The sequence below is a fragment of the Mesorhizobium sp. P160187 genome (assembly GCF_057766425.1).
This window is the reverse complement of the sequence record NZ_JBYMDX010000004.1, coordinates 1,120,956-1,144,638: the sequence shown is the minus strand read 5'-3', so window position 1 is coordinate 1,144,638 and position 23,683 is coordinate 1,120,956. Positions and strand designations below refer to the sequence as shown.

23 protein-coding genes and 1 pseudogene are annotated in these 23,683 nt (G+C 62.1%); 15 read left to right on the top strand and 9 right to left on the bottom strand.

Going from position 1 to position 23,683, the window contains the following annotated elements:
• Together AC3CCE_RS22600 and AC3CCE_RS22595 are read left to right on the top strand one after the other, a co-directional pair.
• Positions 1 to 186, top strand: coding sequence for a DUF2065 domain-containing protein (locus tag AC3CCE_RS22600; RefSeq protein ID WP_023668333.1), 186 nt, complete (start codon positions 1 to 3; stop codon positions 184 to 186).
• A 239-nt stretch (positions 187 to 425) separates the two neighbouring features.
• Entirely contained in the window at positions 426 to 1,943 is a 1,518-nt protein-coding gene (locus AC3CCE_RS22595) for a DegQ family serine endoprotease (protein WP_023753511.1), read from the top strand.
• A gap of 43 nt (positions 1,944 to 1,986) precedes the next feature.
• Here the strand turns inward: AC3CCE_RS22595 and AC3CCE_RS22590 are convergent, their stop codons facing one another.
• Both AC3CCE_RS22590 and serB read right to left on the bottom strand, forming a co-directional pair.
• A complete protein-coding gene (locus tag AC3CCE_RS22590) occupies positions 1,987 to 2,559 on the bottom strand; it encodes a GNAT family N-acetyltransferase (protein WP_023744631.1) in 573 nt (190 codons plus the stop codon).
• Complete coding sequence (gene serB / locus AC3CCE_RS22585; protein WP_352626204.1) at positions 2,556 to 3,443, bottom strand: phosphoserine phosphatase SerB; 888 nt, start codon at positions 3,441 to 3,443, stop codon at positions 2,556 to 2,558. Before serB ends, AC3CCE_RS22590 begins: the two co-directional genes overlap by 4 nt.
• Here serB and miaA point away from each other — a divergent pair.
• A complete protein-coding gene (gene miaA, locus AC3CCE_RS22580) occupies positions 3,433 to 4,416 on the top strand; it encodes a tRNA (adenosine(37)-N6)-dimethylallyltransferase MiaA (protein ID WP_352626205.1) in 984 nt (327 codons plus the stop codon). The genes serB and miaA overlap by 11 nt on opposite strands.
• 131 nt (positions 4,417 to 4,547) lie before the next feature.
• The gene (locus AC3CCE_RS22575) at positions 4,548 to 5,339 is read left to right on the top strand and encodes a GGDEF domain-containing protein (RefSeq protein WP_352626206.1); all 792 of its coding nucleotides are present in this window, start codon (positions 4,548 to 4,550) and stop codon (positions 5,337 to 5,339) included.
• Between the two features lie 222 nt (positions 5,340 to 5,561).
• On the opposite strand, the gene AC3CCE_RS22570 is transcribed toward AC3CCE_RS22575, so the two are convergent.
• A complete protein-coding gene (locus AC3CCE_RS22570; RefSeq protein WP_352626207.1) occupies positions 5,562 to 7,394 on the bottom strand; it encodes an ATP-binding protein in 1,833 nt (610 codons plus the stop codon).
• 152 nt (positions 7,395 to 7,546) lie between these two features.
• On the opposite strand from AC3CCE_RS22570, the gene AC3CCE_RS22565 reads away from it, so the two are divergent.
• The 3 genes from AC3CCE_RS22565 to AC3CCE_RS22555 are packed head-to-tail and all read left to right on the top strand — an operon-like array spanning position 7,547 to position 8,963.
• Entirely contained in the window at positions 7,547 to 8,113 is a 567-nt protein-coding gene (locus AC3CCE_RS22565; protein WP_023817975.1) for a helix-turn-helix domain-containing protein, read from the top strand.
• Between the two features lie 4 nt (positions 8,114 to 8,117).
• Entirely contained in the window at positions 8,118 to 8,426 is a 309-nt protein-coding gene (locus tag AC3CCE_RS22560) for a hypothetical protein (protein ID WP_023682084.1), read from the top strand.
• A gap of 15 nt (positions 8,427 to 8,441) precedes the next feature.
• Complete coding sequence (locus AC3CCE_RS22555; RefSeq protein ID WP_352460259.1) at positions 8,442 to 8,963, top strand: GNAT family N-acetyltransferase; 522 nt, start codon at positions 8,442 to 8,444, stop codon at positions 8,961 to 8,963.
• Here the strand turns inward: AC3CCE_RS22555 and AC3CCE_RS22550 are convergent.
• Together AC3CCE_RS22550 and AC3CCE_RS22545 are read right to left on the bottom strand one after the other, a co-directional pair.
• Positions 8,960 to 10,761, bottom strand: a pseudogene (locus tag AC3CCE_RS22550) (NAD(P)/FAD-dependent oxidoreductase). The gene AC3CCE_RS22555 and the pseudogene AC3CCE_RS22550 overlap by 4 nt on opposite strands.
• Before the next feature lie 138 nt (positions 10,762 to 10,899).
• The gene (locus AC3CCE_RS22545) at positions 10,900 to 11,790 is read right to left on the bottom strand and encodes a LysR family transcriptional regulator (RefSeq protein WP_352626208.1); all 891 of its coding nucleotides are present in this window, start codon (positions 11,788 to 11,790) and stop codon (positions 10,900 to 10,902) included.
• 121 nt (positions 11,791 to 11,911) lie between these two features.
• Between AC3CCE_RS22545 and tmpA the strand changes: the two genes are divergently transcribed.
• The 3 genes from tmpA (at position 11,912) to AC3CCE_RS22530 (ending at position 14,465) form a co-directional block, all read left to right on the top strand.
• Positions 11,912 to 13,063 carry a 2-trimethylaminoethylphosphonate dioxygenase gene (gene tmpA / locus AC3CCE_RS22540; RefSeq protein ID WP_352626209.1) on the top strand — a complete coding sequence of 384 codons (1,152 nt, stop codon included), beginning with the start codon at positions 11,912 to 11,914 and terminating at the stop codon, positions 13,061 to 13,063.
• Complete coding sequence (gene tmpB / locus AC3CCE_RS22535; RefSeq protein ID WP_023725324.1) at positions 13,060 to 13,644, top strand: (R)-1-hydroxy-2-trimethylaminoethylphosphonate oxygenase; 585 nt, start codon at positions 13,060 to 13,062, stop codon at positions 13,642 to 13,644. The genes tmpA and tmpB overlap by 4 nt, the downstream gene beginning before the upstream one ends.
• 392 nt (positions 13,645 to 14,036) lie before the next feature.
• Positions 14,037 to 14,465, top strand: a complete 429-nt coding sequence (locus AC3CCE_RS22530; RefSeq protein ID WP_023699032.1) for a hypothetical protein — start codon at positions 14,037 to 14,039, stop codon at positions 14,463 to 14,465.
• A 49-nt stretch (positions 14,466 to 14,514) separates the two neighbouring features.
• On the opposite strand, the gene AC3CCE_RS22525 is transcribed toward AC3CCE_RS22530, so the two are convergent.
• From AC3CCE_RS22525 to AC3CCE_RS22515, 3 genes are all read right to left on the bottom strand, one after another.
• The gene (locus tag AC3CCE_RS22525; RefSeq protein WP_023668347.1) at positions 14,515 to 15,162 is read right to left on the bottom strand and encodes a LuxR C-terminal-related transcriptional regulator; all 648 of its coding nucleotides are present in this window, start codon (positions 15,160 to 15,162) and stop codon (positions 14,515 to 14,517) included.
• Complete coding sequence (locus AC3CCE_RS22520) at positions 15,159 to 16,550, bottom strand: sensor histidine kinase (RefSeq protein WP_352626210.1); 1,392 nt, start codon at positions 16,548 to 16,550, stop codon at positions 15,159 to 15,161. Before AC3CCE_RS22520 ends, AC3CCE_RS22525 begins: the two co-directional genes overlap by 4 nt.
• A gap of 164 nt (positions 16,551 to 16,714) precedes the next feature.
• Positions 16,715 to 17,017, bottom strand: a complete 303-nt coding sequence (locus AC3CCE_RS22515; RefSeq protein ID WP_023731684.1) for a DUF1236 domain-containing protein — start codon at positions 17,015 to 17,017, stop codon at positions 16,715 to 16,717.
• A gap of 584 nt (positions 17,018 to 17,601) precedes the next feature.
• Here AC3CCE_RS22515 and AC3CCE_RS22510 point away from each other — a divergent pair.
• From AC3CCE_RS22510 to ilvN, 3 genes are all read left to right on the top strand, one after another.
• Positions 17,602 to 18,564, top strand: coding sequence for a DUF1236 domain-containing protein (locus AC3CCE_RS22510; RefSeq protein ID WP_023668350.1), 963 nt, complete (start codon positions 17,602 to 17,604; stop codon positions 18,562 to 18,564).
• A gap of 331 nt (positions 18,565 to 18,895) precedes the next feature.
• Positions 18,896 to 20,692, top strand: coding sequence for an acetolactate synthase 3 large subunit (locus tag AC3CCE_RS22505; RefSeq protein WP_352626211.1), 1,797 nt, complete (start codon positions 18,896 to 18,898; stop codon positions 20,690 to 20,692).
• An 81-nt stretch (positions 20,693 to 20,773) separates the two neighbouring features.
• Positions 20,774 to 21,346, top strand: a complete 573-nt coding sequence (gene ilvN / locus AC3CCE_RS22500) for an acetolactate synthase small subunit (protein WP_023668352.1) — start codon at positions 20,774 to 20,776, stop codon at positions 21,344 to 21,346.
• Between the two features lie 11 nt (positions 21,347 to 21,357).
• Here the strand turns inward: ilvN and AC3CCE_RS22495 are convergent, their stop codons facing one another.
• Entirely contained in the window at positions 21,358 to 21,738 is a 381-nt protein-coding gene (locus tag AC3CCE_RS22495; RefSeq protein ID WP_023702997.1) for a metalloregulator ArsR/SmtB family transcription factor, read from the bottom strand.
• Between the two features lie 156 nt (positions 21,739 to 21,894).
• On the opposite strand from AC3CCE_RS22495, the gene AC3CCE_RS22490 reads away from it, so the two are divergent.
• Positions 21,895 to 22,851 (top strand): acyl-CoA desaturase, encoded by a 957-nt coding sequence (locus AC3CCE_RS22490; protein ID WP_352626213.1) that lies wholly within the window; start codon positions 21,895 to 21,897, stop codon positions 22,849 to 22,851.
• Positions 22,852 to 22,974: 123 nt separating this feature from the next.
• On the top strand, positions 22,975 to 23,571 hold the full coding sequence (locus AC3CCE_RS22485; protein WP_023682076.1) for a LysE family translocator: 597 nt from the start codon (positions 22,975 to 22,977) through the stop codon (positions 23,569 to 23,571).
• Positions 23,572 to 23,683 lie beyond the last annotated feature (112 nt).

The window sequence follows — 23,683 nt, the reverse complement described above, 5'->3', positions numbered from 1 at the left end:
GTGCAGGATTTCCTTGCGGCCATAGGCCTGGTCCTCGTTGTCGAGGGCCTGGTCTATGGCGGCTTTCCCGGCCTTGCCAAACGTCTTGCCGGCGAAGTGCTGTCGACGCCGGAAATTGCGCTGCGCATCGTCGGGCTGGTGGCGATCGCCATCGGCGTCGGCATCGTCTGGTTGGTGCGTGGCTGAGGACCGCTGATCTGCAATTCCAGGAAAGTGTGAGCGGTTTTCCGTCCGGAATTGCGTAAAAGCAAAGGGATTGAACGGTTCGCCGTTTCCGCGAAACGGCGAACCGCTCTAGGGTGTAACGGAGGATTTATCCTCCTGATGTGGCCATAGCCGCAAACGTGCCGTATTTCTTGCCAACATGACGCGACGCGGCGTTTTGCCGAAGCGCTTTTTCTTTTCAGCAATCCGGGAGGCTTTCGATGACATCCAACACCCTTCTGCGCGCGGCGCGGCGGACGTTCATCGCAGGTGCTGCGGCACTTATGGTCGGCGCGCTTGCCGTTCCGGCTTTGGTGACGCCGACGGTGGCCGCGGACGGACCGGCTTCGGTTGCCGACCTCGCCGAAGGCCTGCTCGGTGCGGTGGTCAACATCTCGACCTCGCAGACCGTGAAGGGCACGGAAGGTCCGGGCGCGGTGCCGATGCCGCAGCTGCCCGAGGGTTCGCCGTTCCAGGATTTCTTCGACGACTTCTTCAAGAACCGTGGCGGCGACAAGGATGGCGGCGCGCAAAAGGTGCAGTCGCTGGGCTCCGGCTTCGTAGTCGACGCCGAGCAAGGCATTGTCGTCACCAACAACCACGTCATCGCCGATGCAGACGATATCGAGGTGAATTTCTCCGACGGCGTGACGCTCAAGGCGACGCTGGTCGGCACCGACACCAAGACCGACGTGGCGGTGCTCAAGGTCGACCCGAAGGGCCACAAGCTGACGGCGGTGAAGTTCGGCGATTCCAACAAGATGCGCGTCGGCGACTGGGTGATGGCGATCGGCAATCCGTTCGGCCTTGGCGGCACGGTGACGGTCGGCATCGTCTCGGCCCGCAACCGCGACATCAATTCCGGCCCCTACGACGACTTCATCCAGACCGACGCCGCCATCAACCGCGGCAATTCCGGCGGGCCGCTGTTCAACAGCCTGGGCGAGGTCATCGGTATCAACACGGCGATCATCTCGCCGTCGGGCGGCTCGATCGGCATCGGTTTCTCCATCCCCTCGCAGCTTGCCTCGGGCGTCGTCGACCAGCTGCGCCAGTTCGGCGAGACCCGTCGCGGCTGGCTCGGCGTGCGCATCCAGCCGGTGACCGACGACATCGCCGAGAGCCTCGGCATGGCGACCGCCAAGGGCGCGCTGGTGGCCGGCGTCATCAAGGGCGGACCGGTCGACAACGGCACAATTCTCGCCGGCGACGTCATCATCAAGTTCGATGGCAAGGACATCCATGAAATGCGCGACCTGCCGCGCGTCGTGGCGGAAAGCCCGGTCGGCAAGGCGGTCGACGTGATCATCGTGCGCAAGGGGGTCGAGCAGACGGTGAAGGTGACGCTCGGCCGGCTTGAGGACGGCGAGAAGGTCGCTGCCGGTGAGGACGGCACTACCGATGAGGACAAGGGCGGCGACAAGGCGCCCGCGGTCTCCACGGCCTCGGTGCTCGGCATGACCGTCGGCGAGCTCAATGACGACACACGGAAAAAATTCGGCATCGCGGCCGACGTCTCCGGCGTCGTCATCACCGACGTCACCAAGGATTCGGCCGCCGCCGAGCGCGGCATCCAGGCCGGCGAGGTGATCACCGAAATCGCCCAGGAATCGGTCGCGACCCCGAAGGACGTGATGGACCGGATCGGCGCGCTGAAGGAGCAGGGCCGCAAGAATGCGCTCTTGATGCTGGCGTCCAAGACAGGCGAGTTGCGCTTCGTGACGATCCGGATGGATTGAGTCCGGAAAGCCCCATAACCGATTGTCTTCAGGGAAAGGGCGGCTAGCGAGCCGCCCTTTTTCGTGCCTGCCAGTCCGTGCGCGACAGTTTGTAGAGGACATGCCGCTTGAGGTGCGGGTGGCTGTCAGGGATGGATGGGTGGTCGAAATCGCGAGCCGGGTCAGGGCTCATGCCAAGACGCTCCATCACGGCCGTCGAGCGGCGGTTGGCCGCGACGGCGAAGGAGACGATCTCGTCGCGGTCAAGCGTTTCGAAGCCAAAGGCGAGCCAGGCTTCGGAGGCCTCCGTGACATAGCCCTTGCGCCAGAATTCCGGCGCCAACCGCCAGCCGATCTCGATCGTATCGGAAGGCAGGGACGGCACGTGATCGGTCTTTAAGAGACCGACGAAGCCGATGCATTCCCCAGTCGCGGCGATCTCGGCGGCGGCAAAACCAAAGCCGTCCTCGGCGATCCAGCCCCGAAACTCGTCCATCTTGGCATCCGTCTCGGCGCGGTCGCGGCGGAACGGAAAGAATTCCATCACCCGCTCGTCCGAATTGATGCGGTGGAAGAGTTCGCGATCGCGGTCTTCCCAGTTGCGCAGGATGAGGCGCTCGGTGCGCATCGGTTTCATTGGGCGAACTCTTCCTGGCGGTAGCCCTGGAGATAAAGCAGCGCGGTGAGATCGCCATGGTCGATGCGGACCTTGGCTTCGGCAGCAACGGCCGGCTTGGCGTGGAGCGCGACACCGGTGCCGGCCAGGCGGATCATGTCGAGGTCGTTGGCGCCGTCGCCGACCGCAATCGCATCGAATGGCGTCAGGCCGAGGCGGGCCGAGATATCGTTCAGCGTATCGGCCTTGGCGGCGCGGCCGAGGATCGGCTCGGCGACCAGGCCGGCAAAGCGCCCGTTCTCCTCGATCAGGCGGTTGGCACGGTTTTCCTCGAAGCCGAGCATGGCGGCGACACGGCTGGTGAAGACGTCGAAGCCGCCGGAGACAAGCGCCGTCCAGGCGCCATTGGCGCGCATCGTCTGCACCAGAGCGCGGCCGCCCGACGCCAGCGTCAGGCGGTTCGCGATGATGCGGTCGACGACGGCGGCATCGAGGCCTTTCAGCAGCGCCACGCGTTCACGCAGCGCCGGCTCGAAAGCGATCTCGCCGTTCATCGAGCGTGCCGTGATGGCGGCAACGCGGTCCTTGACGCCGATCTCGTCGGCGAGTTCGTCGATGCATTCCTGGTCGATCATGGTTGAATCCATATCGGCAAGCAGGATTGTCTTGCGGCGGCTTTCGGCCTGCTGGACGATAACGTCGACCGGCTCGGAGCCAAGTGCTGTGCGCAAGGCCGCACTTGCCTCAGCGGCTTCTGCCCCCTCGGGCAACACCAGATCGCAGGCGACGCCTTCGCCCAGCCAGCGAACAGCGCTTGCGCCGACCGACCGTGAGGCCATATTCGCAAGCGAGGCCGACATCGCGCGGCGGACGGGGTGAGACACAAGCGTGGCAATGAGCGGCATCGAGACTTCCAAGCAGCTAGGCGAGGGCGGGCAGGCGGGCGAGGGCCGCGTGAAGAACGCGATCCTGATAGCCGGGCCGACAGCCAGCGGCAAGTCGGCGCTGGCGCTCGATCTCGCCGAGCGCAAGGGCGGCGTCATCGTCAACACCGATTCCATGCAGGGCTATTCGGTGCTCGATGTGCTGACGGCGCGGCCGAGCGCTGCCGAACTCGGCCGCGCGCCGCACTTTCTCTATGGCCATGTGCATCCCTCCACCGCCTATTCCACCGGCGCCTGGCTGCGCGACGCGATGAAGCTGATCGATGACGGCACGCTCGCCCGACAGCCCGATAACGCCGGCTTTGAACGTCCGGTGATTTTCGTCGGCGGCACCGGGCTCTATTTTCGCGCACTTGCCGAGGGCATTTCGGAAATGCCCGACGTTCCGCAGCAGGTACGCGACCGCTGGCGCTACGAGTTAAAGGAGCAAGGCGCAGCCAAGCTGCACCGCATCCTGATGCATGAGGATTCGGCGGTCGCCATGCAGCTGAAGCCGACCGACGGCCAGCGCATCGTGCGGGCGCTGGAGGTGCTCGATGCATCCGGCCGCTCCATCCTCGAATGGCAGGCAGCGCGCGGCCGGCCGCTGATCGACCGCGACAGCGCTCGGTTCTTCGTTATCGAGCCGGACCGCGCCACCCTTGTCGAGCGGATCGAAACAAGGTTCGACCGCATGCTCGATCTCGGCGCGCTCGATGAGGTCAAACGGCTTGCGGCGCTTGGCCTCGATCCCGACCTGCCGGCGATGAAGGCGATCGGGGTTCGCGAACTTTCGGCTGCCATGGCGGGTGACATCAGCTTTCCCCAGGCCATCGAGCGCTGCAAGGCAGCGACGCGGCAATATGCCAAACGGCAAACGACGTGGTTTCGCCATCAGCTGGGACCGGAATGGCTGAGATTGCAGCCCGGCGACGGCCTGCAAACCGTGATTTGATTTTCGTGCTGCCAATACAATTAAAGAAACAGAAGTAGGAATGAACATTCCCGCTCCGGTTGTCTGGATTAACCGTCCGTAAGGCGCCGGCATGCCATAGATCCGGCGGGTACTTTTCCAACGGGGAGCAGATGCGTTTCCACAAGGCGGAATCCGCATTTTTCGTCTTTATTTTCGTGATCCTGGCCGCAGGCCTGGTGACGCTTTATGCCTATGGTCAATTGCAGTCCATCGCGGTCGGTCACGATACGACTTCCCGGGTCGAGCGGATCGCCTATCTCAACACGCTGCTGTTTGTCACCGGGGTGCTGCTGGCGACAGCGCTGTTCTTCGGCGTGTTCTTCATCTACCCGCTGATCCGTAGGCAGGCGACGGAAGAGGGCAAGCTGCGCGCCATGACGGTTTCGCTCAGCGCCCGCTCGGAAACGCTGCAACATGCGGCATTGACCGACGGCCTTACCGGCATGCAGAACCGGCGCTATTTCGATGATGCGCTGAAGGAATATCTCGAGGAATTCCGCCGCATCGAAAAGCCCGTCGGGCTCATGATCCTCGACCTCGATCATTTCAAGCAGGTTAACGACACGCATGGCCACGATGTCGGCGACGAGGTGCTTAGGGCCGTCGCCAATTGCCTCAAAGGCATGACGCGCTACCACGATGTGGTGGCGCGGCTTGGGGGCGAGGAGTTCGCCGTCGTCACGCCCAACATGGATGCGGAGTTGTTGGGGAAGTTCGCCGAACGCATCCGCAAAGCGATTGCCAACATGTTGGTGCTGTCGGGCAATGTCCGCCTCAAGATCACCACCAGCGTCGGACTCGCCGTCTGGGATCGGAAGGAAACCGCCGAGGAATTCTACCGCCGCGCCGACCGCCAGCTCTACGAGGCGAAGAGGCAAGGCCGCAACCGCGTCTGCGCCTGAAATCCCGGCATTAAATTCGTGAGGCTGGCCGCCTGGCGCCGTTTTCTGCGCTTCCGGTGCTCACGGACTTGATGTCCGCTCCGCTCCGGTTCTCGAAAACGACACCAATCGACTCAGCCTGACGAATTTTCTGACGGGATTTACCCAAGCGGACCTACCCGGCCGCAATCTCGAACGCTCGACGCATCTTGTCGGAAAGCTTCCAGAGAACTTGATGCAGGACTAATCGTTCTGCGGGCGCATGCCGAAGGTTGTGGGCTTGAGGCCGTAGCGCAGGTCGAAATCGTCGTCGGGCTGGACGCGCTGGGCGGTGGCCGGCTTGCGGTAATCGGGATCGCCGGCCTGGCGGCCAGAGTCCACGACCTCGGCGAAGGCCATCTGCTGCTGCGGTTTCGGCACGTTGCGCAGCCGCTCGACGATGGCGGCGAGATCGACGTCGTTGCCGTCCTGCGAGAACTCGTCCTGCTCTCGCTTGGCGGTGCCGGGGATCAGGTTCTCCGCCAGTTTTTCGAACTTCAGCCGCATGGTCGTCGCCACGCCTTCACCGAAGGCGATGGCTTCGCGCTGGCCCATGGAGGACAGAAAGGCCAGCGTCGAGGCGGAGGAATCGGCGATCGCCGAGCGGATGATCGCCTGGTCCTGCTCGTTGGCCAGCCGCATGGCGAAGAAGGTCGAGCATTGCGACAGGATGGTCGGATCGAGTTCACCCGGGCGCTGGGTGACGACGCCGAGATAGCAGCCATATTTGCGGCCTTCCTTGGCGATGCGCGACAGTGCATGCCTTGTCGGCGCGAAGCCTAGGCGCGGATCGGCCGGCATATAGCGGTGCGCTTCCTCGCACAGCAGCAAAAGCTTCAGCCGGCCCTCGCTCCACAGCGCAAGGTCGAAGGCGAGCCGAGCCAGCACCGAACAGACGGAATTGACCACTTCGGACGGCATGCCGGCCATCTCGAAGCAGGTCACCGGACGGCCATGATGCGGCACACGGAAAATATTGCCGATCGTCTCGTGGATCGTGTCCTCGATCAGCCGCGAATTGAACATGAAGCGATAGCGCGGGTCGGACGCGGCGGATTCGATGCGCGTCTTCAGCGATTTCAGCGTCGGGCGGTCGTTCTTGCTTTCCAGGAGGCCCATGCGCTCGTCGATCTGCTTGATGAGATCGACCATGCGGTAGGGCACCGGCGTGTCGGCGGTCAGCGCATCGCTGCCGCGGCGCACGTAAGAGCCTGAATTGGGATTGCGATAGAGGTTCTTGGCGGCGGGGATCAGGTCGCGCAGGACATCGACTTCTTCCGGCACGACCTCTCGGCCGCGAAACAGCACTTCGGCGAATTCTTCGAGCCTGAACATCCAGAACGGCAGGTCAAGCGTCTTGGAATCGACCCGGACGCAGAACTCAGGCAGCGACGCCGCGAATTCATTGTGCGGATCGAGGATGAGGATTCGCAGATCGGGCCGGGCCGCGATCGATTTGCGCAGCAGCAGCGAGACGGCGGTGGATTTGCCGACGCCGGTTGTGCCGACAACGGCAAAATGGCGCGCCAGCGTGTCGTCGATAGCGATGTTGGCGTCGATCGACTCATCCTGCGACAGCGTACCGATGGTGATCGAATGACGCCCGGCGAGATCGTAGACCGCCTGCAGATCACGGGTACGGATGCGGTGCGCTATGGCGCCGATATGAGGATAGGTGGTGATGCCGCGGTCGAACACCGGTTTGGCCCCCGGTTCGGCGCCGTCGCGCACTTCGCCGATCAGCTCGACGCTGACCTCGATGGGGTTTTGTCCCTCATTGCTCCAGGCGCGATCCGACTTGCCGATCTCGTAGACCAGACCAACGGTGCGCGATGTCCCGAGATTGATGGAGATCATCTTGCCGACGGTCCACAGGCCGGTGACCGCTCCTTCGATGTCGTCGGCATAGGCGCTGATGGTGGCGCGCGCACCGTCGCACTGCACGACGTTGCCGAGAATGCGCTTGTCGCTCTGCTCTGCGCGGCGGCGCTCCTGCGAGGTCGGTTCGCCGACGGAGGCTTCGCGCTCGACAAACATACGATCCGATCCCCATTCCCGTGGAGCCTCGATCCTACACAGACGGGGTTAAGGTGGCGTGATGCGGGATGGTGTAGCAGGGGTTAACCCGTCAGCGAAAATTCAACCGGCCGGCCTCTTCCCCCAATCCGAAGATTCGATATATTGGACGAATGACTGATATAGCGAATGACATGTCGGCTACGATCGGCAGACGGATCCATGCCGAAAGAGCCTTGCGGGACTGGTCGTTGGCCGACCTGGCGAACCGCTCCGGCGTCTCCAAAGCCATGCTCAGCACTATCGAGCGCGGCATGACCAGCCCGACGGCGGCGCTGCTGGTGCGCATCGCCGCTGCCTTTGGCATGACGCTGTCGACGCTGATTGCGCGCGCCGAGCAGCAAGGTGGCGGCCTGCTGCGCGAGAGTGAGCAGCCGGTTTGGCGCGACCCCGGTACGGGCTATGTCCGCCGGCATTTGTCGCCGGTTTCCGACACGCCGCTCGAATTGATCCGGGTGCAGTTGCCGGCGGGCGCCAGTGTGAGCTTCCCGGCGGCGTCCTATGCCTTCATCAAGCAGCAGATGTGGCTGATCTCCGGGCGGCTCGAATTCACCGAGGGTGATATGGTGCATAGTCTCGAGCCCGGCGACTGCCTGGCGCTCGGCGCGCCGTCGGACTGCACGTTCCATGCCGTCGGACCGCAGCCAGCTGAATACCTGGTCGCGCTGGTCAGGGGCTGAAATCGTGGCAAGACGTCCCAAGCGCTCCGACAATGGCGGACCGCCGCTCGATGATTACAAGGGTCCGCCATGGGGCAAGGGCGATCCCTACATCTTCCTGGCCTGGCAGGCAGCGCATGCCAAGGCGTGGAAGGCGCCAAGCCGTGACGTGATGCTGATGCGCATGGAAAAGGCCGAGCGGCTTGGCCTGACCTATGAGGAATACACGCTCGAAATCCTCGAACGCGGGCTGCATCTGCAGCCGAAAGACACCGATCGCATCGCCGCGATCAAGGCGAGACGAAAGCGGCGCCGCGTCGCGCGTCTGGATTAGGAAGGGAAAGTGCAGGTGAGTCCCATCGAAATCAGGTCGCTGACTGCGGAAACACGCGACATGCTGGCCGACCTCCTGATCGAGACGGTCGCGGCCGGCGGCTCCGTCAGCTTCATGCATCCCTTATCCAGGCAAGCGGCGGAAACCTTCTGGAGCAACTCGTTGATGGCAGCAGAGAGAGGCGAAAGAGCGGTGCTGGGCGCTTGGTATGGCGACGCGTTGGTCGGCACCGTCACCTTGCTGCTCGACTTCCCGGTCAATCAGCCGCACCGGGCCGAGATCGCCAAGCTGATGACCCGCGTCGAACACCGCGGCAAGGGCATAGCGAGCCGGCTGATGCGGGCGGCCGAAACGCTCGCCGTCGAGAAAGGCCGCACGCTTCTGGTGCTGGACACCGCAACCGAGGAGGGCGCTTCCGGCCTTTACGAAAAACTCGGCTTCACGCTCACTGGCGAAATACCGGACTTTGCCCTGAAACCGCATGGCGGGCTGACCGGCACGCTCATCTACTGGAAGCGCATCGGCGGCGCTGCCTAACCCTTGTGATGAACCTCTTGCAGCGCGTAGACCGGCGTCGCGATGCCTTCCATGCGCGCCTTCAGCTGCAGCGCCAGGAACTGGGAGTAATGGCGCGACTGGTGCAAATTGCCGCCATGGAACCACAGCGCCTCCTGCTGCGTCGGCTTCCACATGTTGCGCAGCTCGCCTTCCCAGGGGCCTGGGTCCTTGGTGGTGTTGGAGCCGAGGCCCCAGCATTTGCCGACCTTGTCTGCGACCTCCCGTGAGATCAAATCGGCCGCCCAGCCATTCATCGAACCGTAGCCGGTGGCGTAGACGATGAGATCGGCCGGCAGTTCCGATCCGTCGGAGAGCAGAACGGAGTGCGCCTTGATCTCCTTCACGTCGACACCGCTTTTCAGCTTGATCGACCCGTCGATGATCAGGTCGGATGCGCCGACATCGATGTAATAGCCCGAGCCGCGCCGCAGATATTTCATGAACAGGCCGGAGCCGTCATCGCCCCAGTCAAGCATGAAGCCGGCCTTCTCCAGGCCCTTGTAGAATTTGTCGTCGCGCTTCTTCATCTCGGCATAGGCCGGGATCTGGAATTCGTGCAGGATCTTGTAGGGCAGGGAGGCAAAGACGAGGTCGGCCTTGGCTGTGGTCATACCGCTCGCGACCGCCTTTTCCGAATAGAGCGAGCCCAGGCCGATCTCCATCAGCGTGTCCGACTTGACGATATGCGTGGTCGAGCGCTGCACCATGGTGACGTCGGCGCCGGCCTCCCAAAGGGCTGCTGCAATGTCGTGGGCGGAGTTGTTCGAGCCGATGACGACAGCTTGTCTGCCGACATAGGCATCGGGTCCCGGATGCTTCGAGGAGTGATGCTGGTCGCCCTTGAATGTGTCCATGCCCTTGAAGTTCGGCATGTTGGCCTTGCCGGATTGCCCCGTGGCCAGCACCAATTGCTTCGGCTTCAGCGTGATGTCCTTGCCGTCGCGGCGCACCAACACCGTCCATTCCTTCTTCCCTTCGTCATAGACAGCGCTCATGGCTCGGTCGACGACCAGTAGTTCAGCTCCATTACCTTGGCGTACATTTCCAGCCAGTCGCCGATCTTGTCCTTGGGCGCGAAGACCGGCCAGTTCCTGGGAAAGTCGATATAGGGCAGATGGTCGTACCAGACCGGATCGTGCAGGCAGAGCGATTTGTAGCGCTTGCGCCAGCTGTCGCCGGCCCGTTCGTTCTTCTCGACGATGATGGTCGGCACGCCGAGCTGCCGCAGCCGCGCGCCGAGCGCGATGCCGCCCTGGCCGCCGCCGATGATGAGCGTATAGGGCTGCGTCTTGAAGCCGAGCTCGGCGGCCTCCTTCTCGCGCTCCTCCTTCCAGGTCGGGCGGTTCTTGCCATGGCCGTGCTTGGCGCCGAGCGGGCGGTCGAAACCGGCCGGCTCCTCATGGCCCTTCAGCTCGACCATGGTGGTGAGCAGCGTCCAGATCTTGCCGTCCTTCAGCCGGACGTGGCCGAAGCCGCGCGCCACGGACGTCTCGAAACTGATCCAGCCGTCGAGCACGCCGTCGCTTTCCGTGGCACCCTCGCCCCTGGCGATCGCCCAGTTCGACGGTTTGGTCCTGGCCAACTGGCTGACCAGCATGTCGCGCACCTGATCGCGGCCTTCCATCGTCTTGATGTTCCAGGTGAAGGTAACAAGATCGCGCCAAAAACAATCCTCCTGGAAGCAGGCGACCGCCTTGTCGAGGTCGCCGGCGGTGAGTGCCGCGCCGAAGCGATCGAGCAGGTCGGAAAGCTTCTTGTTGGGGGCCTTGTCGAGCATTGAATTTCCTCCGCGATTTTTCCTGGCCGCCTGTAGCGAGCGGAACCCTGCCGAAGCTTGACGTCCGGCCTGTCGCAGTATCGCGGCAAATTATGCGCCGCGTCACGTCGTTCAATAGTTTGCCGCGTATTCAGGGGCTTATCGGGAAATCGGGACGCCGAAGACCGTTGCGAACCAGCGGCGGACCGCTTCTTCGGCCGGGCTCAGATGCGCGCCCGAAGGTGCGGTCAGATAGTGGCCGGCACCGCTCGACAGCGTAAAGCCGGACAGGGTGACGAGAGATCCTTCGCGCAGTGCCGCGTCGGCCAACGGTCGCGATCCCAGCACCATGCCGGCGCCGTGCTTCGCCGCCTCCAGTGCGGTAACGAAACTGTCGAATTTGTGCGTCGGCCCGAGCGCCGGCTTCATCCGAGCGACGGCGAACCATTCGCCCCACATTTCCCGCGCGCCGACCACTGTAAGTCTCGGCAATCCTGTCCAATCCTTGGCCTTGGCGACATTTGGCGACGCCATCGGCGTCAAGGTTTCGCGGGTGAGGCGGTCGGCCTGCCGTCCGGCAAAGGAGCCGGAGCCAATGCCGAATCGGATGTCGAGACCCACAAAGCGCTCGCCGTAATCGGCCGGTGTGTGGATGGTCTCGATCTGCAGCTGGACGAAGGGCAGGTCCTTGGCCATTTGCGGCAGCTTTGGCGCGATCATCAGCACGGCAAAGGAAATCGGCGAGCGGATCGTCACGTTCTGGACGGTCTTGGGTTCGAACAGCTCGCGCGTGCTGTTGGCGATCACGGCGAAGGCCGATTGCAGATGCGGCAGGTAGGCGGCACCCTCTGGCGTCAATTCGACGCCGCGCGCCAGACGGATGAACAGCGGCTGCTTCAACCGCTCTTCGAGAGAACGGATGTGCTGGCTGACCGCAGCCTGGGTCAGGCCAAGCTCGGCCGCGGCGGCGGTGAAATTCGACAGCCGCGCGGCGGCCTCGAAACTCCGCAGCCAGTCGAGCGGCGGCAAGGGCAGGGTTGTTTGAGGCATAAACAGTTTATGGCCTTTGGCCGCAAAATGATAATTTGAGTTATGCCTTCAACATCATCACGATGCAACCGGAAACCCTGCGGAGTTGGCTGCGGGGCGCAGCGGACAGGAACGGATCTCCATGCTTACCCAGGTGCTGATCGGCGACGAAGGAAGAACGATCGACCTCGGGTGGAAGGACGGCGCGCGCACTCGCTTTCACGCCGTGTGGTTGCGCGACAATGCGCTCGACGACAAGACGCGCAGCGCCGGCAACGGCCAGCGGCTGATCACCATTCTCGACATTCCGGCGCAAACGCAGATCGGCGCAGCCGCGATCAAGGGCGATGCGCTTGAAGTCAGTTTCGAACCGGAGGGAAAGACGGTGCGCTTTCCTGCGGCATGGCTGAGCGCCAATGCCTATGACCGCGATGCCGCCCGACAGCCCGGCTGGACAGGCGAGGGCACCGTGCGATGGACCAGGGCCTCTATGCAGAATTTGGTGCCGCGCGCCGGCTATGTCGCGGCCAGCCGCGACCGCGCCGTCTTGCGGCAATGGCTGTCGGCGGTGAAGACCTACGGCTTCGCGGTGATGGACGATCTGCCGGCCGAATCCGGGGCGCTGTGCAAAGTGTCCGATCTGTTCGGCTATATCAGGGAGACCAATTACGGCCGCTGGTTCGAGGTGCGCGCCGAGGTCAATCCAACCAATCTGGCCTACACCAATCTTGGCCTGCAGGCGCACACCGACAACCCCTATCGTGATCCGGTGCCGACCTTGCAGATCCTGTCCTGCATCGAAAACACGGTGGAGGGCGGCGAATCCAGCGTCGTCGATGGTTTTGCCGTGGCGGCCGCGCTGCAGGCCGAAAACCCCGAAGGCTTCCGGCTGTTAAGTTCATACCCGGCGCGTTTCGAATATGCCGGTTCGTCGGGCGTGCGGCTGCAGGCCAAGCGGCCGATGATCGAGCTGGGGCCTGATGGCGAACTCATCGCCATCCGCTTCAACAACCGCTCGCTGGCGCCGACGGTCGATGTGCCGTTCGCGGAGATGGAGGCCTACTACGCCGCCTATCGCCGGTTTGCCGAACTGATCGAGGATCCGTCCTTCGAAGTGACCTTCAAGCTCGAGGCAGGCCAGGCCTTCATCGTCGATAACACCCGCGTCATGCATGCCCGCAAGCAATTCTCCGGCGCCGGCAAGCGCTGGCTGCAGGGCTGCTACGCCGACAAGGATGGCCTTTTGTCGACGCTGTCGGCGATCGAACACGAGTTCAAGGAAGCCGCGGAATGAGCAGCCAGGATTTGAACGCGGACACCATCGTCGAATTCATCGCCGATATTTTCGAACGCCGAGGGGCGGAATCCTATCTTGGCGAACCCGTCACCATGTCGGAGCACATGTTGCAGGGCGCCTGGTTCGCCGAAAAGGACGGCGCGCCCGATGTGCTGGTGGCGGCAGCACTGCTGCACGATATCGGCCACTACACCAGCGAGTTCGGCACCTATTCGCCCGACGATGTCGAGGACAAGCATCATGACGAAGCCGGCGGCGAGGTGCTGGCGCCGTTCTTTCCACCCGTGATCGTCGAATGCGTCAGGCTGCATGTCGCGGCCAAGCGCTACCTCTGCGCTACCGACCCGACCTATTTCGGCAGGCTGTCGCAGGCCTCGGTCCACACGCTGTCGCTGCAAGGCGGGCCGATGAACGCCGAAGAGGTGGCCGAGTTCCGCAAGAACCCGTTCCACGAGGAAGCGGTTCGGGTCCGCATCTGGGACGAGGCCGGCAAGATCGCCAACATGAAGACCCGGGCATTTCGCGACTACATGCCGCTGCTGCAACGGGTTGTCCGCGACTTCGCCAATCGCGCCTGATCATAATCCGGAGAAGGACCGGCATGTGCTACCGCTTCGACGGCGAGCATGCGCTAACCGTATGCCGGAGACCTGCCGCAAGCGTCTGCGTGCCGCAGGCGCTCGCGCCTCGCTGCCGATCCCTACCGGTGACGAGCCTTGTCACCGTGGATTTTATTGCGACATCCGTCGGCGCGGCCAAGATCAGTAGGTCAGACTTCGGTGTATATTTGACTCAGACGAAGGTCTGAGAATCGAGCTGAAAGCACGAAAGGAGAGTTTCCTCAGCGTTTGTAAGCCGCAATTTTGGGCTGTTCATTCTTGAATACCGTGACACATCATGATGTGATGGTGGCATGAATGGAGAAAGGCAGCCCCTGTTTTCATCCGTGCGTCGCTGGGCGTACTTTAGCTTGCGCGTATTCGCGGCGGTTGCGGTGACGATGCCGGTGCTTGGTCTGCGGTTGAGCCATGTCGACGGCTACAAGATCGAATTCGCCGCTGCCAGCGCCAAGAGCGGAAACAATGGCAATGGTAACGGTGGTGGTAACGGTAGTGGTAATGGTAATGGCTCAGGCGGCAACGCCGGGAATGGCAACGCCAACGGAAAGGGAAAAAATGGTGCCGGCGACAACGCCCCCGGTAGCCAAGCTCCGAGTAGCCAAGTCAATGCCGCTGGCGACACGGTGACGGTACAGGGCGCCAAAATCCAGGTCGTGCATCGCGATGGATTCAGCGAAAGCATCGAGGCCGGCCGCTTCACTATGAAGGATCCGCTTGGAAGGACAATTGTCGAACGCGCCGTAAGGGCCTCCGACATTGCTCGTCTGAAAGGGCTGTGACTGCTGGTTCGCCAACCAGCATCCGACCTTCAGACAAGCCCCGATCTCCCTATACAAGACCCGTTTTGGGCGCGTGCATAAGAATGGCTGCTTCGGTGCGGTTTCGCACCTTTAGCTTTTGAAATATCCGAGTCATGTGGTGTTTTACCGTTTTCTCCTGCAGGTTGAGACGTTTGGCGACTTCTTTATTGCTCAGTCCTTCGCCTACCAAGGAGATTATCCCAAGCTCGCGTCCCGAGAGATTGGCAACGAGATCGGTGGTGCGCTTTTCCGGCCGTATCAGTTCATTCAAAAGCTGCGCTGACAGGGTCGGCGAAACATATTTTTTTCCTGCGGCTATATAAGTCAGCACCTCGGCCAGCGATGCCGCCCCAATCCCTTTCAGCACATATCCGCGTACGCCCAGCCTGAGCGCCGTCGCCAAATCGGCGTTCGCCTCCGAGACGGTGAGCATGACGATCTTGCAGTCAGGCTGAGTTGCAAGAATATTTTCCGCTGCCGCTAGGCCCCCTCCCGGCAAACTGATGTCGAGCAGCAATATGTCGGGATTTGCCAAGGCCGCAAGCTGTTCGGCATCCGTCGCGGTTTCGCCCGCACCAACGACTTCGAAGCCGCCGATTTCGGCGAGGCTGCGAGCCACACCCTCGCGAAACAGCGGATGATCATCAACAATGGCAATCCTTATGGGAGCGGTCATTTCTGGTCCTCGATGTTGAGCGTTATGGTCAGCCGGGTCCCTCTGGGGCTCGAAAACGTCTCGAAGTGACCTCCGATACTTTCGATACGTTCCCTCATGCCGGCGAGTCCAAGTCCTTCACACGATCCCGACTGGAATCCAGGGCCGTGATCAAGCACTTGAATGAGGAGCTTGCCCTGCGTCACTCTCGCCTTGACAGCCTGCCCCTTGCCCAGACCGTGTCGCCAGGCATTGTTCAGCCCCTCCTGCGCGAAGCGAAAGATGCTTATTTTCTCGGACGTCCCCAGGTCGGGCAGGCGAGGTGGCAGTGAAAGCGATACGGAGGAGGCCGTCCGGCGTTCATGTTCGGCAACCGCAAGCCGCAATATCTCCGCGACTGTCGAAGCTTCGATCTGTGGCAGCACGAGGCCGGTGCAGATGGCGCGGATCTCCCGCATCGCCTCGTCCAACGTATGATGGATATCGGCGATCTCGGTCTTGCGGTGGCTTGGGGATGCGGCGGGATCGAGCAGCAAAGGGCTGTCCATGCGCAGCGCAGCCAGTGCGACGAGCTGAGCTGGACCGTCATGCAAATCAGACCCGATGCGGCGCAAGTAACGCTCGTTGATTGCCGTTGCGCGGCGCGACGCCTGCTGGACGCGCTCCCGCAAAGCGGAATTCTGCTCCAAAAGCAACTGAAGTTCCGCCACTTGTGTCTCAAGCGCTGAACGCTGCGTTTCGATAGTGCTGCTGCCGCGAAGCACGATTCCCGAGAGCATCGCCAAGGCGACCGCGGTCGCGCCAGCCACGAGCAGCCAGCTCGACCATAGTGCCGAGTTTAAAGTGCCCTGAAGATCGTCGGCTATCTCGTAGAACTCGGAAACGGCCACAACATCGCCCGACCACGGCTCTCGAACCGGATTGTAGATCTCGAGCAGCGAGGCGGTGGGGCTCTTCCGTTCCTTCCTTTCATTTTCGTCCAGATCATTGAATTGCGCCACCACGTTTCCATCGAACGCATGCAGCAAGTTCGCATTTGGCTCGAAGGTCTGGCCGATAAGAGCCGCGTCTTTGGCGTACAGCACCTTGCCATCACGCCGCCAAAGCACGAACGACGCGAGTTTTTTTCCGAGAGCACCCTGGTCCAGGGTTTCATCGAGTGCCCGTTTAACGGTGTCGCTGAGCTGCTGGCTTTTGCGCATATCCGGCAGGATTGGCGCGATGACACTGTCGACGTAAAGCGCGGTCGTGCTTGCAGAGTTGCGGATCACTCCATCTCGTATTTGCGAGGTGACCCATAGGCCGACGACCAGCATCAGCGACAGCAGCCCAATGCTTCCGACTATGATGAACTGCCAAGCCAACGATAGCCTGTTCCAGTTTTGATAGAGACTATCAATGTAGCGCACGTCTCAACCGACCCCGCGAGCTTTGGCCGTGCCAAAATGCCTAAGCCATCCTACATCTAGAACGGTCGATGGTGCGAGCAAGCGCCAGGTTGAATTGCTGGGGAAACCGCCAATTCAGGGCATGATCCCACCGCCACCCGCGGGGAACGGCGGTGGGATCAGCGTTACTGTATGATCTTGACGATCTTCCGCGTGCCGGGGTCGACCAGCACGGTTCGCCCGTCGACCACAACGTAGCGATACTTGACGCTCGGCACTTCATGCAGTTCCACCGTGTCGGGAATGGCGGTCCCCACGTTCAATTCGACACCTGGAATCTTCACCGACGCAAGGGGCTGCTTTTTCACGTATTCGCGCACAACCGTTTCCTGCTCCGGCGCGATGATGACGTCTTGAGCAGCAACTACGCCGGCGCTCGCGAGCAGCAAGAATCCGGCAATTGCGGTCGACTGGTACATGGTCGTCATGATTCTCTCCTTCATGCGAGCAACGCTCATGCATCTTGCGCGAGCTCGATTCCGATACGGGTGGTGTTGATGAGGTTGATGCACACACCGGGAGCCGAACGGGCTTTTCGCGGCTGCGTTCCCGTGTGGGGCTTCGGTCCGGGCGTCATCGGGCCAATGGACGATAGGGGGAGGGACCAAAGTCTGGTGCCAGGCTGTAGAGGTCCTAGAGCCTCCTCAGGGCGGAACACAGGGTTCTCGGCATCGTTGAGATCAGCACTTGTGGGAGGCGTTAATGGACAACAGCGTCCATCAGGCACGATGGTTGCTCTTGCCTGTTTTCGGGGTAGCCATCCTGGTCATGACGACGGGAGTACTTCTAAGCTTGTGAGGCTGGTGTCATCGCTATGGGATCACAAGCTCAGGAAAAACAAAATGTTGCGTTGCATTAAATTGTTTGATGCAATTTGTAGGTGATTGTTGCAAAATTACTGCCAACATTCATTGGTCTTCTTAGAAGCCCGATTTTATTCACAAAATGTGGAACAAAGTATTTTTGGCAGAGTTGGCTAGGCTGAGGGACCGACTCTTTAAGGAGAAAGCAGATGAAACATGTGTTGATCACGAGCATGATTGCGCTTGGCGTCGGGTGCGGCGCCGCGATCGCCCAGACCCAGGCCGTGCAGCCGAGCGGTGGCGACAACTGCGCCGCCGGCGCGGCCGATTGCCAGAAGGGCGGCAAGGCCGGAGAACAGGCGCAAGGCAAGATGAAGTCACAGACCGATCAGAATGCACAGGGCCAGGCTGGCGCCACGACCGATCAGCAGGCTCAGGGCAAAGCCAAGCTCAAGACGGATGAACAGGCACAGGGCAAGGCCGGGACCAGTACCGAGCAGAATGCTCAGGGTCAGGCCGGCGCCACGACCGATCAGCAGGCTCAGGGCAAGGCCAAGCTCAAGACGGATGAACAGGCCCAGGGCAAGGCCGGGACCAGCACCGAGCAGAATGCTCAGGGCCAGACCGGCACCAGCACCGAGAAGCAGGCTCAGGGCAAGGCCAAGCTCAAGACGGATGAACAGGCCCAAGGCAAGGCCGGGACCAGCACCGAGCAGAACGCTCAGGGCCAGACCGGCACCAGCACCGAGAAGCAGGCTCAGGGCAAAGCCGGGACCAGCACCGAGCAGAACGCTCAGGGCCAGACCGGCACCAGCACGGACCAGCAGGCCCAGGGCAAGGCCGGGACCACCACCGAGCAGAACGCTCAGGGCAACACAAACGTTCAGACCGACCAGGGCAATACGGCCTCGATCAACAACGTGACCGTCGAGCAGAAGACGCAGGTCACGCAGATCATCCACGAGACCAGGGTTGAGCCGGTGAAGAACGTCGACTTCGACATTTCGGTCGGCATCGAGGTGCCGCGGCACAAAGTGCGCCTGCACCGTCTGCCGGCGCGCATTGTCAAGATCGTCCCGGCCTACGAATCCTATGAGTACTTCGTGCTGGCCGACGGGCGCATCGTCATCGTCGACCCGGATACGTACAAGATCGTGCTGATCCTGACGTGACACGGCAGTGGCTCTTGTTCCCGGCGCGGTGCGATTGAGGGGTATCGTATGCGCCGCGGTGGCCCGCCGACCAGAGGCGGCGGGCCACTTGCTTTGTCTTTCGCATCGCGCGTTTTTCCCGTTGACACCTTGCCTTTCACCCTCGTAGTGTCCGCCACGATGAAAAAGGCACTCATTCTCGTAGGAAAGCGCGTGGGCAAGGCGGTGTAACCGCCGGGCGAAAACCTCCCATGCGCAACACACAGGCTCCCATCGGGGGCCTTTTTTATTGCCCGAAACACGACTAAACGACCAGCAATCGCCTCATGGCTAGAAGTACGGGACCAGACCGATGAGCAACGGACAGAACGAACGGCGCGAAATGCCAAACAGGGAAATGACTGGCGCCGAAATGGTGGTGCAGGCGCTGAAGGACAATGGCGTCAAGCATGTCTTCGGCTATCCCGGCGGCGCGGTGCTTCCGATCTATGACGAAATCTTCCAGCAGGACGAGGTCGAGCACATCCTCGTCCGCCACGAGCAAGGCGCAGGGCATGCGGCCGAAGGCTATGCCCGCTCGACCGGCAAGGCCGGCGTCATGCTGGTGACCTCCGGCCCGGGCGCCACCAATGCGGTGACGCCGCTGCAGGATGCGCTGATGGATTCGATCCCGCTGGTCTGCCTGACCGGGCAGGTGCCGACTTCGCTGATCGGCTCCGACGCGTTCCAGGAGTGCGACACGGTCGGCATCACGCGCCCCTGCACCAAGCACAACTGGCTGGTGAAGGACGTCAACGAATTGGCCGCCACCATCCATGAGGCCTTCCATGTCGCGACGACCGGCCGCCCCGGCCCGGTGGTGGTCGACATTCCGAAGGATGTGCAGTTCGCCAAAGGCATCTATGTGCCGCCGCAGGCGGCGCCGCGCACCAGCTACCAGCCGAAGGTCCAGGGCGACCTGGAAAAGATCAAGGCCGCCGTCGAACTGATGGCCAGCGCCAAGAAGCCGATCATCTATTCGGGCGGCGGCCTCATCAACTCCGGTCCGGAGGCCAGCCATCTTCTGCGCGAACTGGTCGACCTCACCGGCTTCCCGATCACCTCGACGCTGATGGGCCTCGGCGCGTATCCGGCATCGGGCAAGAACTGGATGGGCATGCTGGGCATGCACGGCACTTATGAAGCCAATATGGCGATGCATGATTGCGACGTGATGATCTGCATCGGCGCGCGCTTCGACGACCGCATCACCGGACGGCTGACCGCCTTCTCGCCCAACTCGAAGAAGATCCACATCGACATCGATCCATCGTCGATCAACAAGAACGTGCACACGGAAGTGCCCATCATCGGCGATGTCGGCCGGGTGCTGGAGGACATGGTGCGGCTGTGGCGGGCGAGCGCCAAGGCCGACAAGAAGGCGCTCCATCCCTGGTGGGAGCAGATCGCCAAATGGCGCGCGCGTGACTCGCTCGCGTTCAAGATGAACCACGATGTGATCATGCCGCAATATGCCATCCAGCGGCTCTACGAACTGACCAAGGACATGGACACCTACATCACCACCGAGGTCGGCCAGCACCAGATGTGGGCGGCGCAGCACTATCATTTCGAGAAGCCGAACCGCTGGATGACGTCGGGCGGGTTGGGCACGATGGGCTACGGTCTGCCGGCTGCGCTCGGCGTGCAGATCGCGCACCCGGACGCGCTGGTCATCGACATCGCAGGCGACGCCTCGGTGCAGATGACCATGCAGGAGATGAGCGCGGCGGTGCAGCACAATGCGCCGATCAAGATCTTCATCCTCAACAACCAGTATATGGGCATGGTGCGTCAGTGGCAGCAGCTGCTGCACGGCAACCGCCTGTCGCATTCCTATACCGAAGCGATGCCCGACTTCGTCAAGCTGGCTGACGCCTATGGCGGCCACGGCATTCGTTGCGAGAAGCCGGACGAGTTGGACGATGCGATCAAGGAGATGATCGCGGTGAAGAAGCCGGTGCTGTTCGATTGCCGGGTGGCGACGCTCGCCAACTGCTTCCCGATGATCCCGTCGGGCAAGGCGCATAATGAAATGCTCCTGCCCGACGAGGCGACCGACGAAGCCGTGGCCAACGCCATCGACGCCAAGGGCAGGGAACTGGTCTAGGTCCAAGCCGGGGCAGGGCTGTCGCGAGAAGCCGTGCGCAAACAGAGAATTAGCTCAAAGTCTGAAATCGAGATTCATGTCATGAACGCACAGCTTCAACCGACCGGCTCCGCCTATTTCATCGCCAAGGAAACGGAAAAGCCGGAGAACCACACGCTCTCCGTTCTGGTCGACAATGAGCCCGGCGTGCTTGCCCGGGTCATCGGCCTGTTTTCCGGCCGCGGTTATAACATCGAGAGCCTCACCGTCTCCGAGACCGAACACGAGAAGCACCTGTCACGCATCACCATCGTGACGCGCGGCACGCCGCATGTGCTGGAGCAGATCAAGCATCAGCTCGAGCGCATCGTGCCGGTGCACCGCGTCGTCGATCTCACCGTGCGCTCGCACGAGTTCGGCCAGGAGCGGCCGCTGGAACGCGAGCTGGCGCTGGTCAAGGTCGCCGGCACTGGCGAAGCCCGCGTCGAGGCGCTGCGTCTGGCGGATGCTTTTCGCGCGTCGGTCATCGACGCCAACACCGAGCACTTCATCTTCGAGATTACCGGCAAGGGTTCGAAGCTCGACCAGTTCATCGCCATCATGAAGCCGCTCGGCCTGGTCGAGATCTGCCGCACCGGCGTGGCGGCGATGAACCGGGGCCCGCAGGGGATGTAGTCTCAGTCCAACTATTTTACCGGCTTGGGATCGACCTTGCCGCTCGCCAGATTCTTACTCTCCCTTTTGATCGGGCGTGATACCGGACAGACGTCCTGGACGAAGCCGTTCAGCGTGTTAACCAGATTGTTCTGGACCAGCGAGTAGCGGATGAATTGTCCCTGCCGCTCCCTGGCGATGAGGCCGGCCGTCTCCAGGATGCTCAGATGCTGCGAGATCGACGGCTTCGACATGTCGAAGCGCGCCGCGATCTCGCCCGCGGTCAGCGAGGAGTGGGCGAGATAGGCGAGGATCTTGCGCCTCGGCTGCGATGACAGCGCCTCGAACACGCGCTGTATGGCGCTGCTTGCCCCGATAGCCGTGTCGCCATCCGCTGCATTGTCTTCGATCACCGCCTGCCTCTGTCGTTTCGCTTCCGGTATTTAGTCTATTGCCTAAATACCTAAATCGGAATAGTAGATAGTTAGCTTATTGCCTAAATAAGCGCCGGCGCGCCGGAAGGCAAGGCTCTTTGGTACGGAAATGTTTCCTGCAGAGGAGGGGTGCCGATGAAGATCATATCCACAGGCAGAATGATCTCGCAGCCCTTGAGCGATGCCGAAGATGGCGAGGTCGTCTGGATGCCGGCCAAGTCGATCTGGGTCGGCGCGATGACGCTGATTGCGTTGGTGTTCGGGCCGCTGACCTTCAGCTGGAGCGCTTTCGCCCTGTTCGTAGCGACGACGGCGGTGACGATCTGCGCCGGACACTCGGTCGGCATGCATCGCCTGCTCATCCATCGCTCGTTCAGGGTTCACATCTGGCTCGAACACGCGCTGGTCTATCTCGGCACGCTCGTCGGCATGGCCGGTCCGTTCGGCATGATCTATGCGCATGACATACGAGACTGGGCGCAGCGCCAGACGGCTTGTCACGACCTGCACGCCCACCGCCGGCCTTTCTTCACCGACGCTTTCTGGCAAATGCATTGCGCCGTGGCGTTGCGCAATCCGCCTGACTTCGTCATCGAGCCGTCGATCAGAAACGACCGCTTCTACAAATTCGTCGAGCGGACCTGGATGCTGCAGCAACTGCCGTGGGCGATCCTTTTCTTGCTGCTCGGCGGGTGGAGCTGGGTGGTCTGGGGCGTTGCGGTGCGTATCTCCGTGTCGCTGACCGGGCATTGGCTGGTCGGGCATTTCGCACATCGCAGCGGGCAGCAGGGCTGGCGCGTCGATGGCGTTGCCGTGCAGGGCTACAACCTGCCGCGTTTCGGCTTGGTGACCTTTGGCGAGAGTTTCCACGGCAATCACCATGCGTTTCCCGAATCCGCAAAGCTCGGCCTGGAACGCGGGCAGATCGATCTCGGCTGGCTCTTCATCCGCATCCTGGCTGCCCTCGGCCTCGCGCATGGCGTGAAGCTTCCCGGGAACACGCCGAGGCGCAAAGGCCTGCGGCGTGTGGCTGGCCATCAGGAGGCGGCCGCCGCTCCCAGCCTGTTGTCGGCGCGGGCCCACGGCAGGTAGACTGTGCCGGCCTGGCTGGCTCGGGATAGACGGATCACGGCGGGGCGCTTTGGACCAATGGAATGAGGTTGCGTCCAGCGCCCTGTCGATTTAAGTCAGCATTGCTGACCTTTGTGAGCCGTCATGACCCTCGACGCTTTCCTTGCCCTTTTGGTCTACGCCTTCGTGACCTCGATCACGCCGGGGCCGAACAACCTCATGCTCTTGGCGTCGGGCGTGAATTTCGGCCTCGTCAGAACCATTCCGCATATGCTGGGCATCAGCATGGGTTTCCTGGTGCTGTTGCTTGCCGTCGGCTTCGGCCTGGGCGCGGTGCTGACGGCGTTTCCGGCCTTGCACACCGGATTGAAGATCGCCGGCGCTGCCTATCTGCTCTATCTCGCCTGGAAGATCGCCATGTCGCGCTCGCTGTCCAGCAAGGGGGAGACGGAGGCACGGCCGATGCGCTTCATCGAGGCAGCCGCATTCCAGTGGGTCAATGCGAAAGCCTGGGTGATGGCGATCACCGCCATGGCCGTCTACTCCAATCCGGACCACCCGTTCCTGTCGGTGGCGCTGATCGCGATCGCCTTCACCGTCGTCAACCTGCCGAGCGTCTCGGTGTGGGCCGGCTTCGGCACGGCGCTGCGCGGATTCCTGTCGGATCCGGTGCGGCTGAAATGGTTCAACATCGCCATGGGCGTGCTCTTGGCGGCGACGCTCTGGCCGATGCTGAAATAGACGCATCCGGCCTGAAATCTCAACCGCATCCTGGCTGGTTCTCCGACTGCTGAGCCGGCTGCATAGTCATTGTGCAGTGCACATTAAATCTTCGTAATGCCGTGTTTTGGCC